A 15,680-nucleotide genomic window follows, 5' to 3' on the forward strand; every position below is an offset into this window, starting at 1 on the left:
GTGCACGGTGGAGCAGGGACGGGGTCAGACTCCGAGAGCGGGGAGAATCGCGGAGTCGACGTAGTCGAGGAGGAACGCCTGGTCGACGGCACAGTCCTCGACCAGTTCGCGGGCCACGAAGGCGCCGATCATCATGTGGGACACGTACTTCAGCGCCGGGTTGTCCGGACGCAGCTCTCCCCGGTCCACGGCTCGGCGCAACAGCGTTTCGAGTCCGGTCAACTCCGGCTCGATCAGCAGTTCACGCAGGGCCTGGTGCAGATCGGGATTCTCGTGGACGGCATGGCTCAGGCCCCGCATCAGCGCGGAGTCCTTCTCCATCTGGCAGTCGTCGCTCCGGCTCAGGACGGCATGGAAGTCACCGCGCAGCGAGCCGGTGTCGACGTCGCCGAGGGAAACGGGCTTGTTGTGCCGCAGAGCTGTGACGACGAGGGTCGGCTTGCTCCCCCACTGGCGGTAGAGGGTGGCCTTGCTGGACCTGGTGCGTGCGGCGACGGCGTCCATCGTCAGGGCGTCGTAGCCGACCTCGCGGAGCAGGTCGAGCACGGCGGCGTACAGCTCGCTCTCACGCTCGGGCGTGAGCCGTGTGCGTGCCATGTGTCGACCTCCTGTTCCCGTGAGCCCGGTCCGTCGGTACGTCAGTCCATCGAACGAAACTGTTTCGTACACCTGGACCGTACCTCGCCCACCGAGCGAAACGAGAACGTTTCGCTTGTGTTCCGCACCACAAGTTGCCGCACCCCCCTCACACGGAAAGCATTGGGGGGTGAGTGACGACGTCTCGTATCTCCGGTTCCCGCACCTCCACGAGGATCTGCTCTGCTTCGCCGCGGAGGACGATCTCTGGGTGGCCCCCCTCGTCCCCGAGGGCGAGGTGCCCGGGCGCGCCTGGCGGGTGACCGTCGACCGCACCAGAGTGAGCCATCCGCGCTTCTCACCCGACGGGACGCGGATCGCCTACACGACCTGGCGCAGCCTGGACCCCGAGATCCACATCGCCCCCGTCGCCGGCGGGCCGGCCCGCCGGCTCACCTACTGGGGCTCGACGGACGCCCGGGTCTGCGGCTGGACGCCCGACCCCGGCGACAGCGCCCAGATCCTCGCCGTGTCCTCGCACCGGCAGCCGTTCTCGTACTTCTCCTGGGCCTACAGCGTGCCCACGGACGGCAGCCCCGGGGGCAGGCTGCCCTGGGGCCCGGTCTCCGACATCGCCGTCGCGGACATCGACGGCGAGCGCCGCACCCTGCTGCTCACCGGGAAGCCGCCGCACGAGCCGGCCGCCTGGAAGCGGTACCGGGGCGGTGCGACCGGCCGCCTGTGGCTGCACGGCGAGCGGCTGCTCCCGGACATTGGCGGGCACCTCGACTCCCCGATGTTCGTCGGCGGCCGCATCGCGTTCCTCTCCGACCACGAGGGCGTCGGCAACCTGTACTCCTGCCTCCCCGACGGCACCGGCCTGCGCCGCCACACGGACCACGACGCGTTCTACGCCCGGCACGCCTCCAGCGACGGGCGGCGGGTCGTCTACCAGTGCGCGGGCGAGGTGTGGCTGGTCGACGACCTCCAGTCGCCCGACGCCGTGCCCCGCAAGCTGGCGGTCCGGCTCGGCGGCCCGCGCGCCGGACGCCGGACCTACCAGGTACCGGCCGCCAGCAACATCGACTCGCTCTCCGTGGACGAGACCGGCCGCGCCAGCGCCGTCGCGGTACGCGGCAGCCTCTACTGGCTCACCCACCGCGACGGCCCCGCCCGCACCATCGCCGACACCCCCGGCGTCCGCGTCCGGCTGCCGGAGATGCTGGGCAGCGGTGGTCAGGTCGCGTACGTCACCGACGCGGAGGGCGAGGACGCGATCGAGATCGCCTCCCTGCCGCGCGCCAGCGGCGACCGCGCCCCGCGCCGGCTCGCCTCGGGCCTGCTCGGCCGGGTCCAGGAGCTGATCGCCGACCCGGACGGCGAACGGCTCGCCATCGCCTCGCACGACGGCAGGCTGCTTCTCCTGGACACCGACGAGGAGACGTCGAGCGGCGAGCCCACCGAACTCATCCGCTCCGTCAACGGCCCGGTCCGCGATCTGGCCTTCTCCCCGGACGGTGCCTGGCTGACCTGGTCGCACCCCGGCATCGGCCGCTCGCTGCGCAAGATCAAGCTCGCCCGCATCCAGGGCCCCGGCGCCCCGGCGATCGTCGACGTCACCAACGGCCGCTTCGAGGACGAGAACCCCGTCTTCACGGGCGACGGCCGCTATCTCGCCTTCCTCTCCTGGCGCGGCTTCGACCCGGTCTACGACGTGCACACCGGCGACCTCTCCTTCCCGCTCGGCTGCCGCCCCTATCTCGTCCCGCTCTCCTCGGCGACCCCGTCCCCCTTCGCCCTCTCCCCCGACGGCCGGCCGGCCGCGGGCGGCCTGGACCCGGGGGACTCCGACGAGGCGGAGGCGGCCGAGGGCTCCACGGTCACCGTCGAGTTCGAGGGCCTGGAGAGCCGGGTGACGCCGTTCCCGGTCTCCGCCTCCAAGTACTCGGCGCTGTACCCGGTCAGCGGCGGCGGGCTCGTCTGGCTGCGCTGGCCGATCTCCGGAGCGCTCGGCGAGACGTTCGCCAACCCGGCGGACATGTCGGGGCGGCCGACCCTGGAGTACTTCAACATCACCAAGGCGAAGAAGACCGAACTGGTCGACCACCTGGACTGGTTCGCCGTGAGCGGCGACGCCTCCCGCCTCGTCGTCATGGACGACGGCGAACTGCGCGCCGTCCCCGCAACGGAGCCCGGCGACAACGACTCCACGGTCTACCTCGACCTGCGCCGCATCCTGCACGAGGCCGACCCGCCCGCGGAGTGGCGGGGAGCGTACGACGAGGCGGGCCGCCTCATCCGCTCCTACTTCTGGGAGCCGGACATGTGCGGCATCGACTGGCCGGCCATCCTCGACCAGTACCGCCCGCTCGTCGAACGAGTGGCCACCCCGGACGAGTTCGCCGACCTGCTCCGCGAAGTCCTCGGCGAACTGGGCACGTCCCACGCCTACGTCTCCCCCGCCCGCCGCAACGAGGGCCCGCCGCACTACCAGCGCGCGATCGGCCTGCTCGGCGCCAACTTCGTGTGCCGTGACGGCGACTGGACCCTCTCGCGCATCCTTCCCGGCGACTCCTCGGACTCCAAGGCCCGCTCCCCGCTGGCCGGTACGGGCATCCGCGAGGGCGCGGTCCTCACCCATGTCGACGGCCGCCCGGTCGACCCGGTCACCGGCCCCTACCCCCTCCTCTCCGCGGCGGGCGGCACCACGGTAGAGCTGACCTTCCGCCCGGCCGAGGGCGCGGGCCGCTCCCGCCGCGTCGCGATCGTCCCGCTCGTGGACGAACGCCCGCTGCGCTACCAGGACTGGGTCGCCAAACGCCGCGAGGTCGTCCGCGACCTGAGCGGCGGCCGCTGCGGCTACCTCCACATCCCCGACATGGGCGGCTCGGGCTGGGCCCAGTTCAACCGCGACCTGCGCCTGGAGGTCTCCCGCCCGGCCCTGATCGTCGACGTACGCGGCAACGCGGGCGGCCACATCAGCGAACTGGTCGTCGAGAAGCTCACCCGCACGATCCTCGGCTGGGACCTCACCCGCGACGCCCAGCCGGTGTCGTACGCCTCCAACGCCCCCCGCGGCCCGGTCGTCGCCCTGGCCGACGAGGCGACGTCCTCCGACGGCGACATGATCACCGCCGCGTTCCGCCTCCTGAAGCTCGGCCCGGTGGTGGGCCAGCGCACCTGGGGCGGGGTCGTCGGCATGACCGGCCGTCACCGCCTGGGCGACGGCACGGTGATCACGGTGCCGATGAACGCGGCCTGGTTCGACACGTACGGCTGGTCGGTCGAGAACCACGGCGTCGAACCGGACCTGGAGGCCCTGCGCACCCCCCTCGACTGGGCGGAGGGCCGCCATGCGGTACTGGACGACGGAGTCAGGGTCGCCCTGGACCTGCTGGCCGCGCACCCTCCGGCGACGCCTCCGACGTACGACACGGCCCCGGACAGGAGGCGGCCGCCGCTGCCGCCGCGGTAGGGACGGCGCGGCGCTGCACGGTCCGAGACCCGAGACCCGAGATTCGACCTTCGGGACTCGGGCTTCGAGCCCCGGGCTTCGAGCTTCGAAGGGCCCTGTTCACTCGTTCGTGGGGATCCGACGGGGGCTGTGCCCGAGTCTCGAACCCCGGGATCCGAGCGTCGGGTTCCGAGTCCCGAGATTCGAGCGATGCCTGACAACCGGTAGGTAGAAGAAGGAGGTTGGGGAAACCCTCCCTACCCCCCTGACCCGTAACGGCGAGCAGATCTGACCGTTTGTGACCGACTTGCCGCAGAGCGTCACAAGTGCTTACGGTGCCCCCGACGTAGCGACCCCGACGCGGTGTTGAACGCACCGGCCGGGGTCTCACCCAAGATCGACACCAAAGGAAACACGATCTCGTGGCTACCCCGAACCTTAGCTCCGCCCTGCCGACGCCCGCAGTTCCGGCCGCGGCCGCGTGCCCGAAGGCCAGCCCCGGCTACGGCAAGCGTTCCGTCCCGGACCAGCGCCCGCCCCGCACGGACGACTTCGCGCTTCTGCCGGAGCGCGAGCGGTACATCGCCGGATTCGTCGACCGGCTCCCCGAGGGCGCGGCGATGAACATCAAGTCGCTCGCCAAGTCCCAACCCCTGTAGGGGCAGATGGCCGTCGGCAGCGCGCTGCGCGCCCTGGGCGTGGCCGGTCACCTGCGCCAGGCGCGGTGCGCGGTCGGCGACGGCGACAACCTCCGCTGGGTCACCCGTACCTTCTGGTCGCGGACGGCCCGCGACAACGAGTGGTGGGCCACTTTCCTCGCCGCCGAAGCAACCCACCGCCTGCCGCAACCGGTGGCCTCCTCGCCCACACCCGCACCGCCGTGGGTCCCGGCCGAGCCCGCGCCCGCCGCCGAGGAGCCCCTGCCCACCCCGGTCGTACCGCAACAGCGCACCGCCCCGACGGACGCGTCACCCGCCTCACCCGCCTACCTCGCCCTGACCCGCCTGGGCCCCGCCGATACACGCCTGGGGCTCTCCGAGGACGACTGCCGGGAACTGGAGGAGCTGGCCGCCGAGTGGTTCGCACGCGGCGCGGACGCCGACTACCTCGTCCACACCCTCACCGCCGGGCTGCCCCCGGCCGTGGACTCCCCGCGCGGCTTCGTCAGGAAGCGCCTCATCACCAAGCTCCCGCCCCAGCGACCCGCTGCACCACAACCGGCCGCGCCGGGCAGCTCCGCACCCCGGCTCATGGTCGAGTGCACCGACTGCGGCGCGCCCGGCAGGGCCGGGGCATTCCGAGACGGCTTGTGCGGCCCCTGCCGCGAACCCGCCCAGGCCTCCGACGCCGGCCCGGTGCCCACCGAGGAGCCCGGCATCGAGCGCGACATCCAGGCCCAGGTGAAGCGGCTGCGCGAAACGCTGAGGCTGCGCTGAGGAGGGTCTCCACCGGTTGACTCGGGCGCCTGACCGCCTCTGGCCGACGCCACTGCCGCCGCGACGGAACGGGCGGCTACTGCCGCGTGAGGCCGGCCGGGTCGATCTCCACGGGGAACGGCTCGTCCAGCGAGGTGGTCGCTCCGGCGAGCACGGTCGTCCGCTCGACGTATCGGCGCCCGCCCGCTCGTCACGCGTGAGCCCGGCAGCCGGTACACGGCCAGCATATGGGTGCTCCCAGGTGCCTGCATCAGGTCCGACCGCCACCAGCGAGGCCTCGAACCCGCGTGCCGCGAGGCCCGCTGCCCTGGGCGGGACATGGGTGGCCCGGCGCCCGCAGCTCGCACCAGACCGTTTTCCCGTACGGGCCCGGCTCCACGCCCCATCGCAACGCCAGCGCGTCCATGAGCAGGAGCCCGCGCCCGGACTCGTCAGCGGCGTCGGCCGACCGGAGCGCCGGCCAGACGCCAGGCGTCGGATCGCTGAGCTCGGCTCGGATCCGGCCGGTGTGCGTGCCGCTGACGCGCAGCGTGACAGGGGTCCCTTCGCCGAGATGCACGATGACGTTCGTCAGCAACTCAGCAACGCAGAGCGCCAGATCGTCCGTGTCCGCACCCACGAAACAGGCCCGCAGTATTTGTCGTACCTCCGGCACCGCCTTCGGCACGGCGAGCAGTTCCACCGCGAACGGCAGCGCGCTCATCCTCCGTCCACCGGGCGCAGCGCCTCGGCCAGCTTGCGTGCGGTGGCCGCGTTGCAGTTGCCGAGCGCGATCAGCGGCGGGCGGGTGGTGCGGGCCGCGAGGGTCAGGGGATCGACGCCGAGGGAGGGCAGGGTGATGCCGTGTGCGGTGAGCGCGGCGCGCAGGGCGTCGATGTCCGCGCCGATGTCGTACGTCTCGTGCTGCCAGTCGTCCATGAGGGGCGTACGCCTTTCGTTGCTGTCTGTGACGGACGCCTCACACGCTGCCGTACGGACCTCTACGGTGAAAGGGATTCCCGCTCCACAGAGCACAGCGTGAAAGGCGGTCGGCGCAGTGGCCACACGCAAGGAGATCGACGGATCGGCGGGAGTCCCGCAGTTCTACGGGAAGGAGTTGCGCTTCAAGCGGGAGGAAGCGGGCCTGACCCTGGAGAAGCTGGCGGACGGCAGCTTCTTCGGCATCACGTACCTGAGCGAGATCGAGCACGGGCATCGGCGGATGCCGATGGAACTGGCGCAGCATGTGGACCGGGTCCTGGGGACGGACGGGTTCTTCCAGCGGCGTTGTGAAGACGTACGGAAGGCCAGACAGGGTGCTCACGCTGCGTACTTCGCTGAAATCACGGAGGCCGAGGCGAGGGCCCGGTCCATCGGGGAATGGTCCGGCACCCTGATCCCAGGACTGCTTCAGACCAGGGCGTACGCCCATGCCCTGATCGACTCCGCGCACTCATTGGACACACCCGAGGAAGTCGAAGCCAAGATCGACGGCCGCCTGGGACGAGCCAGGCTCTTCAACGACCCCAAGCGGCCCGAGTACTGGGTGATCCTGCACGAGTCGCTGGTGCACCATTCCATCGTCCCGCCTGTGGAAATGGCCGAGCAACTGGACCACATCGCCGCCCTGGTAAGGCGCCGCCGCATCGTTGCGCAGATCCTCCCGTGGAACGGACCGACCCGCGCCTTCACCGAACTGCCGCTCTTCCTCATGGACTTTGACGACGAGCCACCGCTGCTCTACACCGAGGGCCCCTATCACGGCCAGACCATCGATGATCCAGTCCTCGTGATGCGGTACCGCAAGGCCTACGATCGCCTGAGGGCCGCCGCATTGCCGCCGGAGGCGTCCCTCACCCTGATCGAAAGAGCGGCTGAGGAGTACCGGCATGGCCAGCACCGATCTTGACCTCAGCGCTACGACCTGGCACAAGAGCAGCTACAGCAACGGCGATGGCGGCAACTGCCTAGAGGTAGCCGAAGGCCACCCCGGCCTCGTCCCCGTACGCGACTCCAAGCGCCCCCACGGCCCCGTGATCCTCGTGCACGCGACGGCCTGGGCACCCTTCATCGCTTCCGTCAAGGCGCCCTGACGTCGGCGACGCCCCGGCCCTGTGCCGTCGGACCGGGGCCGTCATCCACCTGGAGGTCAGGCCGACAGGGCCGCCTCCACCTCCTCCAGCACCTTCTCCGGGCGGACCATGCGGGACAGGAGGTCGAGGTCGTCGCGGTCGTAGCGGGACCTCACGTCCTCCTCCCACCGGTCCACGGCCTCCTCAAGCGGTTCGACCGCCTCCTCGGAGCGGCCGAGCCGGTGCAGGACGAGGCCGTAGTAGCCGGCGGCCTCCGTCCAGTAGGCGGAGCCTTCGCCCTCCTCCCAGGCGGTACGCAGGAACGGCTCCGCCTCGGTGTACGCGCCCCGCTGGGCCTTCAGCTTGCCCGCGAGCATGGAGTCCAGCAGGAGTCCGCCGTCGGCCGCGCGCATGTACCAGCGCTCGGCCTCCTGGTAGTCGCGGTGGTGCTCGGAGAGCCAGCCCATGTAGTGGCAGGAGTGGTGGTCCCCGCCCTCGGCGGCCCTGCGGTGCCACGCGTCGCGCAGCGGGAAACGGCGCAGGTCCGCGTAGAGCTCCGCCACGTCGTACGCCGCTTCGGCGTCCCCCGCCTCGGCGGCGGGCTCCATCCAGGGCAGCAGGTAGCGGGCGTTCTTGCCGCGCCAGTCGTTGAGCATCGCCGCGTACTCGTACCCGGCCCGCGCGTCCCCGGCCTCGGCCCGCTCGCGCAGCCCCGGCAGGAGGCGGAAGTCCACCTCGCCGGAGGTGGCGGCACCGCCCTCGCGGAGCGCGGTGATCCGGGCGAGCTGCTGGAGGGCGTCCTTGTCGTCGTCGCCGAACTCCGCGAACCAGGCCTCGGCCTCGTCGTACCGGGCCAGGCGCTTGCACAGCATCGCGAGGTTCCACTTGGGCGGTTCCTCGCCCGCGTCGACGGCGAGCAGGTAGGCGCGCTCGGCCTCCTCCAGCTCGCCGCGCCGCTCGTGCTCGATCCCGAGCGCCGCCGCCGCCTGGTCGCACCCGTCCTCGTGCGCCCGGAGCAGCAGGTCGCGGGCCCGGGGCCAGGACTCCTCGCCGCCGGTCTCGGTGAGGAACATCGCGTAGTACAGGCCCGCCCGGGCGCTGAGCGCGGAGGCCCGGCGGTAGAGCGCGTCGGCTTCGGTGGTCAGTCCCGGGTAGTCCGCGAAGTGCTTGTCGAGTGCGAAGAGCTGCTTGACCGCCGTCACGGCGGCCTCCCCGTCCTCGTCGGCCTCGGCCGCTTCGAGGCCCGTGGCCGTGGCGTCGAACGCCGCCTTGAACGAGTCGAAGAGCTGGGACCAGCGGAAGACCGCGATGTCGCCCAGCCCGGTGTCGCTCATCAGGAACGCGGACGCTTCCTCGACCCGGCCCTCGGCCGCCATCAGCTTGCCGAGCTCGATCTTGCAGTCCAGGTTCCGCCCGTCCTCCCAGCCCCGCCGGAGCCACTCGGCGGCCTCCGGGTCCCCGTCCTCCCTCAGCAGCACGCCGAGCCCGTACGCACAGCCCGGGTGCCGCTCGGCGACGGCCCGGTAGAGCGCGTCCGCCGCCGGCCGGTCGCCGCGGACCTTCCGGTACCGGGCCAGGGTGTAGTGCGAGAAGGCGTCCCCCGCCGCCGCTGCCCGTTCCCAGTACGGGATGCCTTCGTCGATGTGCTTCCCGAACACGAAGAAGTCCGTACCCCGTCGCGCGCCCTCGCTGTCACCGGCATGGGCGGCGGCGACGAGCGCCTCACCGCGGGCCTGTATGTCTTGCGTCATGCCTGCATCGTGTCAGGCGCGCTCATGTGCCTCTCAACAGGCGGGCGTTGGGGCCCGGTGCTCGGGGCCGGGCGGCCCAGCCCCGAAGCGGACCGGGCCGCCCGTCCTGTCAGTACGCCGGCGGCATGGCGGGCACGGCCGCGGCCCGGCCGCTCCTGCGTGCCCGTCTCAGCAGCAGGATTCCGCCGGCCATCGCCAGCAGCCCCGTCGCGCCGAGCCCCGCCGCCAGGCCCAGGTAGCCCTTGTCCATGCCGGTCCCGGTGCGCGCGGGCGTGCCGTCGTCGCCCGGGCCGAAGTGCGTGCCGGAGGTGGCGGTGCCCACCGCCATCGTCCCGGTGCCCTTCACCTTCGCGGCGGCCCGCAGCGCGGCCGCGGCGTCGATCTGCCCGTAGCCGGTGAGCGGCGAATAGGACGAGGGGTGCGAGGCCGTCTTCTTGAGAACCTCCGTCACCTGGGCGGGCGACAGCTTCGGGTACTTCGACAGCAGCAGCGCCGCGACCCCGGCGGTCAGCGCGGCGGCGGGCGAGGTGCCGTTCACCGGAGCGCGGCCGCTGCCCATATGGTCGGCGCTGTTGACGGCCACGCCGGGCGCCGCGACGTCCACGTAGTTGTGGACGGAGGAGAACGTGGCGCGTGAGCCGCCCGGTTGGCTTGCCGCCACCGCGAGCACCCCCGGGTAGGCGGCCGGGTAGCTGAGGTTGTTCTCGCCGCCACCGTTACCGGTCTCGTCGACCTCGTTCATGTCGCCGTCGTTCCCGGCGGAGGCGATCACCGTGATGCCCTTGGAGAGCGCGTACTGGATCGCGTCGGCGTCGCTGCTCTCGTAGCTCGCGAACGCGCTGGAGCCGCCGAGTGACATCGAGATGACGCGGACGTGCTGCTCCACGGCGTAGTTGATCGCGTTCCGCAGGGAGTTCGCGTTGTCCCCGCTCTCCGGGCCCTTCTGCATGGCCTCCTTCCAGGTCTGGTACTTCGGGTCCTCGTCGTCGCGAATGGCACGCAGCCCCAGGACCTTCGCCTCCGGCGCGACGTCCAGCACGTTCGAGGCCATGGCCGTGCCGTGCTTGCCGTACCAGGACTCGTCCTGGTCGTTCTCGTCCAGGAAGTCGGGGCCGTTCTCGGCACGGCCCGCGAGCACCGGATGGCTTGTGCGGATGCCGGTGTCGATGACGGCGACCGTGACCCCGCCCCCCTTGCTCACGGCGTGCGCCGCCGGTACCGACATCGCCTGCTGCTCCCAGCCGGGTGCGGCGGCTGCGGTGCCCGGCGCGGTGGCGACCAGCGCGACCGCGAGGCCGCCCGCCAGGGCCGTGGGGAGCGTGCGCGGCCGACGGCTCTGTCGCGGAGCCCCGTCCGGCCGCTGCGGCCTCGTCCTGCTCAGGCGCCCCACGACTTCTCCTTGCCTTCGATGACGTTCGGGAACGAGCGGCTGTAGATGCCCGCGAGATGGTCGGCGATCTTCGGGAAGACCCTGACCTCGGGCGGCCCCTCGTGTTCCCAGTCCCCGGGCAGCTTGCCGTAGTGGCGGTTGAGGTCCGTCGGTCCGGCCGTGACGGCCACGACGAAGGGCGCGCTGGTGGTACTCAGGCCGACCGCCCTGACGGCGCCGCCGAAGGCCTGCCACTCGGCGGCCGGAGTCCTGGCCACGGCGAGCGGCGGGACGGGCGGCTCCACCAGGTCGTTGGCCTTGCGGTCCACGACGGTGCTCTCGAACTCGCCGGCCAGCGCTTCCGCGTCCTTGTACGAGCGGGTGACAACGAGCGCCACCGTGGCGGCGGTCTTGCCCGTGTCATCCACGTACGTGGCGGCCATGACCCGGACGCAGCCCGCCGTCTTGGCCTGCTCGCGGAAAGGGCCCTTCAGGTTCTTCTCGCAGGAGCCGTCGCCGAGGATGCCCTGCCGCGTCCAGCCGGTGTTCTTCTGGATGATGCTGGTGTCCTCGAGATGCGCCGGAAAGATCTGGTCCGACCTGAGGTTGTGCCAGCTCTTGGCGGCGAACTCCTGATTGAACTCGTCGCTCTTGGAGTTGGAGAAGGCGACCCCGACCACCAACAGCCCGGCGAGCAGCGGGAACACACCCAGCACGATCAGGGCGGCCCCCCAGCCCCTGGCCGCCCGCCCGGGGCGCCGGCCACCGGGAGGCGGTGCGCCGAACCCCACGTGCTGCTGGGGGTATTGACCGGGCGCGGCGGGTATCTGCTGATGCCCCGTGCCGGGTTGAGGCGGCAGGGCGTACCCGTTGCCGGGTTGAGGCGGCGGGGCGTAACCGGCGCCGTACTGCGGCGGCGGATAGTATCCGCCCGGCTGCGGCGGGGCGGCAGCCGGTTGCTGGGGCGGATACGCCTGGGGCGGCCCCGGCTGCCACGGTGGTGGGGCGGATTGGGATGACACGCGCTGATCCCCCTCGTTGAGGTCTGCCGGGATTCGCTCACCTGCAGCGATGAGCGGGCGTCCGGCCGACGGGGATCGCATCCTAAGTGATCGGGAAAGCGCTTGAGTTGCCAGGTCGCTACTGGTCAGTCGGGTACCTCGGCGCGCACGGACCGGGGGTCGGCCCCACCGCACGCCGAGACGCGAAAGGGCGCGCCCGGACGAACCGGGCGCGCCCTTCAGCACGCGACGCTCAGAAGCGCGACATCAACGGTCGAAGCGCTCCCGCATGTCGTCCGCCGCACCCTGGGCGCGGTCACGACCCTGCTCGGACGCCTGGCGGGCCCGGTCGGTCGCCTCCTGGCGACGGTCCTGGCCCTGCCCCTGGCGCTGGCCCTGGCCCTGACGCTGGCCCTGACCCTTGCCGTCCTTCATCTTCTTCTGACCCTGGTCGGCAAGCTCCTGCGCCTTGTCCTTGAACTGGTCGGCGATGCCCATGCTGTTCACTCCTATGTGGGGGTGCGTGGGGATGGCCCCGTCGGGGCCTCGACCAGAGTTACACGACCGGACATCCAACGCATTTCGATCACTTACGCTGTGTGCTCGATGCCCGTCGCGACTCACGTTCGTCCTGGTCAGCCGCGCCTCCGGCGCCCACGAGTCCCTTGCCGACCCCCTCCAGCCGGGGGCCGAAGCGCTTCATCTCCCGCTGGCCGACCACGCCGATCAGCGAGGGCAGGTAGCCGCGCACGGACTGCATCCCGCGCAGCCACCACTGGGCGTACACATGCGGGGAGCGCCGCTCGATGCCGGCCACGATGCGGTCGACGGCCGGGCCCAGCGGGTACGTGCGGTTGGACGGCCACGGCAGCCGCTGGCGCAGCTCCCGCATCACGTCGTCCTCGTCCGCGCCGCGCACCATGTCGGTGTCGGTCCAGGAGAGGTAGCCGACGCCGACCTTCACACCCCGGTAGCCGACCTCCGCCCGCAGGCTGTGCGCGAACGCCTCGACGCCCGACTTGGAGGCGCAGTACGCCGTCATCATGGGCGCCGGCGTCAGCGCGGCGAGCGAGGCGATCTGGAGGAAGTAGCCGCGGCTCTCCATCAGGACCGGCAGAAACGCCCGGCCGGTCACCGCGCCGCCGATCAGGTTGACCTCGATCACCCGCCGCCAGGCCACGGGGTCGGAGTCGACGAACGGCCCGCCCGAGGCGACGCCCGCGTTGGCGACGACTATGTCGACCTTCCCGAAGCGCTCCTTGACCTCCTGCGCGACCCGCGCCATCGCCTCGTGGTCGGTGACGTCCGCGTGCCAGTGGTCGCTGTCCCCGTGCAGCCGCTCGGAGACCTTCTTCAGCTCGTCGGGCTCCAGGCCGACCAGCGCCAGCTTCGCGCCCCGCGCGGAGAGCTTGCGCGCCAGCAGCTCGCCCACACCGCGCGCCGCGCCCGTGACGACGACGACCTGTCCTTCGAGACTGCGCCTTCCGCTGCCGCTCATACGGCCTCCTCCGTGTCGTCGATGCGGACCCCCCGTACCGGGAGGTACGCGGTCACCAGTTCCCGGATCTTCGCCGTGACGAACTCCGGCGCCTCGACCGGTGTCATGTGGCCCATGCCCGCCAGCTCGGTGAGACCGAGACAGCCGGGCAGCGCCGCCGCGAGCGCCCGGGCGTGGACGGGCGGGGTCAGCCGGTCCTCCGTACCCGCGATCACCGCGGTGGGGACCCTCAACTCCCGTACGCCCTCGTCGAGATCGAGGTCCGCGAGCACGTGCCCCCAGGCGACCCGGGCCGCCCGTGGGCATCCGTGCACGATCCGTGCGCAGGCGTCGACCCGGTCCGGGGCCGAACCCGCTCCCATCGTCGCGTACTTGAGGATCCGGCGGGAGACCGGCGTGACCGGTCCCAGCGGTGCCCGCGCCCCGAGGATCGCACGCGTCATCCTGGTCCGCACGCCGCCGGGCCGCATCGGCACGACGAGGGACTCCGCGGTCAGCCGGGAGCTGCCCGTACTGCACAGCAGGGCGGCGGCCGCGTGCTCGCGCAGCCCGGCCCGGCGCGAGGCGGACATGATCGTCATGCCGCCCATGGAGTGACCGGCCAGCACGGCCTTCTCCCCCGGCGCGAGGGTGGCGGCGAGGACCGCTTCGAGGTCGTCGGCCAGCGCCTCGGTGCTGTAGCCCCCGCGCTCCGCCGACGGCGAGGCACCGTGGCCGCGCTGGTCATAGGCGATGACGCGGTGGTCCACGGCGAGGTCCCGGATCTGGGCGTCCCAGAAGCGGGTGCTGCAGGTCCAGCCGTGGGCGAGGACCACGGCCGGGGCGCCGTCCTGGCCGTGCACCTCGACGTGGACGCGGGAGCCGTCGGCGGAGACGGCCATCAACTCCCGTACGGGCAGCGGCAGGCTCATCGCGCCACCTCCTCGGCGACAGCGGTGGCAGCGGTGACAGCGGTGACGGCGACGGACTTCTCCGCGTCCTGCGCCGCCTTCGCCCGTATGACCTGGTACTCCGTGATGTCGACCCTCCGCGTCACCTTGCGGAACTCGGCGGTGGTGCCGGGCCAGGACGTGGTGTTGCGCCCGCTGGCATCCAGGTACCAGCTGTCGCAGCCGCCGGTCTTCCAGACCGTACGCTTCATCCGCTCCTGGACATGGCGGGTCCAGGCCCCGACGGCCGAGGGCCGGGCGTCGAGCGCGACGCGGCCGCCCAGCACGTTCAACTGCCTCATGTAGTCGGCCAGGTAGTTCAGCTGGGCCTCGATGATCAGGATCATGGAGGAGTTGCCGAGCCCGGTGTTGGGGCCGATGATCGTCATCCAGTTGGGGAAGCCGGCCGCGCTCGTGCCGCGCAGCGCCTCCATGCCGTCCTTCCAGGCATCGGCGAGCGTGATGCCGTCCGCGCCCACCACCCGGTCGGCGATCGGCACGTCGGTGACGTGGAAGCCGGTGCCGAAGATGATCGCGTCGACCTCGGCCTCCGTACCGTCGGACGCCACGACCGTGGAGCCGCGCACCTCGCTGAGACCGGAGGCGACCACGTCGACGTTGGGCCGGGCGAGCGCCGGGTAGTAGGCGCTGGAGAGCAGGATGCGCTTGCAGCCGATGCGGTACGAGGGGGTCAGCTTGGCCCGCAGCGCCGGGTCCTTGATCGCCCGGGCCATGTTGGCCTTCGCCACCCCCTCGACCAGGCCCAGCTGGTTCGGGTGCTTGGTGAAGGCGCCGACCTGCAACTCCCTTATGCCCCAGAGCAGTCCGCGGCGGGCCGTGCCGGTGACGGGGAGCTTGCGGTGCAGCCAGCGCTCGGCGCCGCTGATCTGCCGGTCCATGCGGGGCATGACCCAGGGCGCGGTGCGCTGGAAGAGCGTCAGCTTGCCGACGCGGGGCTGGATGGACGGCACGATCTGGATGGCGGAGGCGCCGGTGCCGATCATCGCGACGCGCTTGCCGTCGAGGTCGGCGTCGTGGTCCCAGCGGGCGGAGTGGAAGACCTTGCCGGGGAAGCCGGCGAGCCCCGGTATGTCGGGCATCTTCGGGTCGGAGAGCGGGCCGGTCGCCGAGACGACGACGTCGGCGACGATCGTGGCGCCGTTCACGGTCTCGATGACCCAGTTCAGCTCATCGCCGTCCCAGCGCGCCCGGCTCACCTCGTGGTTCAGCCTGATGTGCGGCCGGAGTCCGAAGGTGTCCGCGACGTGCTCCAGGTAGGCACGGATGTGCTCCTGCCCGGAAAACGTGCGCGGCCACTCGGGGTTGGGCGCGAAGGAGAACGAGTAGAGGTGGGACGGTACGTCGCAGGCGCAGCCCGGGTAGGTGTTGTCGCGCCAGGCGCCACCGACCGAACCGGCCCGTTCCAGGACCACGAAGTCGGTGATGCCCTCGCGGCGCAGCCGGGCGGCGGCCCCCAGGCCTCCGAACCCGGATCCGATCACCGCCACGCGTACATGTTCGTGCTCGGCCATGCTGCCGCCTCCTGCGGTACGTTCCACAACTCCGCCAGCAATCACTGGCATGGTTGGGAGAGTAGAGGAGCTTCGTACTGATG

The 15,680-nt window shown here is 71.7% G+C and carries 13 protein-coding genes and 1 pseudogene; 4 read left to right on the forward strand and 10 right to left on the reverse strand.

Annotated features, from left to right (window positions below; all coding sequences use genetic code 11):
- Positions 1 to 24: 24 nt before the first annotated feature.
- A complete protein-coding gene (locus tag ACIQMX_RS31280; protein ID WP_363067298.1) occupies positions 25 to 597 on the reverse strand; it encodes a TetR/AcrR family transcriptional regulator in 573 nt (190 codons plus the stop codon).
- Positions 598 to 766: 169 nt separating this feature from the next.
- Here ACIQMX_RS31280 and ACIQMX_RS31285 point away from each other — a divergent pair, with 169 nt between their 5' ends.
- Complete coding sequence (locus tag ACIQMX_RS31285) at positions 767 to 4,051, forward strand: S41 family peptidase (protein ID WP_402483090.1); 3,285 nt, start codon at positions 767 to 769, stop codon at positions 4,049 to 4,051.
- 401 nt (positions 4,052 to 4,452) lie between these two features.
- Positions 4,453 to 5,466 (forward strand): annotated as a pseudogene (locus tag ACIQMX_RS31290) (MarR family transcriptional regulator).
- Positions 5,467 to 5,716: 250 nt separating this feature from the next.
- On the opposite strand, the gene ACIQMX_RS31295 reads toward ACIQMX_RS31290, so the two are convergent.
- On the reverse strand, positions 5,717 to 6,169 hold the full coding sequence (locus ACIQMX_RS31295; RefSeq protein ID WP_402483092.1) for an ATP-binding protein: 453 nt from the start codon (positions 6,167 to 6,169) through the stop codon (positions 5,717 to 5,719).
- Positions 6,166 to 6,384: a hypothetical protein gene (locus ACIQMX_RS31300; RefSeq protein WP_363067293.1), complete on the reverse strand. Its 219-nt coding sequence runs from the start codon at positions 6,382 to 6,384 to the stop codon at positions 6,166 to 6,168. Before ACIQMX_RS31300 ends, ACIQMX_RS31295 begins: the two co-directional genes overlap by 4 nt.
- Before the next feature lie 118 nt (positions 6,385 to 6,502).
- Here ACIQMX_RS31300 and ACIQMX_RS31305 point away from each other — a divergent pair, with 118 nt between their 5' ends.
- Both ACIQMX_RS31305 and ACIQMX_RS31310 read left to right on the forward strand, forming a co-directional pair.
- Positions 6,503 to 7,354, forward strand: coding sequence for a helix-turn-helix domain-containing protein (locus tag ACIQMX_RS31305; RefSeq protein ID WP_402483095.1), 852 nt, complete (start codon positions 6,503 to 6,505; stop codon positions 7,352 to 7,354).
- Positions 7,335 to 7,538, forward strand: a complete 204-nt coding sequence (locus tag ACIQMX_RS31310; RefSeq protein ID WP_363067291.1) for a DUF397 domain-containing protein — start codon at positions 7,335 to 7,337, stop codon at positions 7,536 to 7,538. The genes ACIQMX_RS31305 and ACIQMX_RS31310 overlap by 20 nt, the downstream gene beginning before the upstream one ends.
- Positions 7,539 to 7,594: 56 nt before the next feature.
- Here ACIQMX_RS31310 and ACIQMX_RS31315 read toward each other — a convergent pair whose 3' ends face one another.
- The 7 genes from ACIQMX_RS31315 to ACIQMX_RS31345 all read right to left on the reverse strand — a co-directional run bounded on the left by ACIQMX_RS31315 (position 7,595) and on the right by ACIQMX_RS31345 (position 15,597).
- A complete protein-coding gene (locus ACIQMX_RS31315; protein ID WP_402483098.1) occupies positions 7,595 to 9,268 on the reverse strand; it encodes a tetratricopeptide repeat protein in 1,674 nt (557 codons plus the stop codon).
- A gap of 109 nt (positions 9,269 to 9,377) precedes the next feature.
- Positions 9,378 to 10,658: a S8 family peptidase gene (locus ACIQMX_RS31320; RefSeq protein WP_402483101.1), complete on the reverse strand. Its 1,281-nt coding sequence runs from the start codon at positions 10,656 to 10,658 to the stop codon at positions 9,378 to 9,380.
- Positions 10,646 to 11,659 carry a hypothetical protein gene (locus tag ACIQMX_RS31325; RefSeq protein WP_402483103.1) on the reverse strand — a complete coding sequence of 338 codons (1,014 nt, stop codon included), beginning with the start codon at positions 11,657 to 11,659 and terminating at the stop codon, positions 10,646 to 10,648. Before ACIQMX_RS31325 ends, ACIQMX_RS31320 begins: the two co-directional genes overlap by 13 nt.
- Before the next feature lie 246 nt (positions 11,660 to 11,905).
- The gene (locus ACIQMX_RS31330) at positions 11,906 to 12,136 is read right to left on the reverse strand and encodes a hypothetical protein (protein WP_402483106.1); all 231 of its coding nucleotides are present in this window, start codon (positions 12,134 to 12,136) and stop codon (positions 11,906 to 11,908) included.
- 88 nt (positions 12,137 to 12,224) lie between these two features.
- Complete coding sequence (locus ACIQMX_RS31335; protein WP_363067286.1) at positions 12,225 to 13,136, reverse strand: SDR family oxidoreductase; 912 nt, start codon at positions 13,134 to 13,136, stop codon at positions 12,225 to 12,227.
- Positions 13,133 to 14,047 (reverse strand): alpha/beta fold hydrolase, encoded by a 915-nt coding sequence (locus ACIQMX_RS31340; RefSeq protein ID WP_402483109.1) that lies wholly within the window; start codon positions 14,045 to 14,047, stop codon positions 13,133 to 13,135. The genes ACIQMX_RS31335 and ACIQMX_RS31340 overlap by 4 nt, the downstream gene beginning before the upstream one ends.
- A complete protein-coding gene (locus tag ACIQMX_RS31345; RefSeq protein ID WP_402483112.1) occupies positions 14,044 to 15,597 on the reverse strand; it encodes a flavin-containing monooxygenase in 1,554 nt (517 codons plus the stop codon). The genes ACIQMX_RS31340 and ACIQMX_RS31345 overlap by 4 nt, the downstream gene beginning before the upstream one ends.
- Positions 15,598 to 15,680: the final 83 nt, after the last annotated feature.

Source organism: Streptomyces sp. NPDC091416 (assembly GCF_044756845.1).
In the GTDB taxonomy this organism is placed as follows: Bacteria; Actinomycetota; Actinomycetes; order Streptomycetales; family Streptomycetaceae; genus Streptomyces.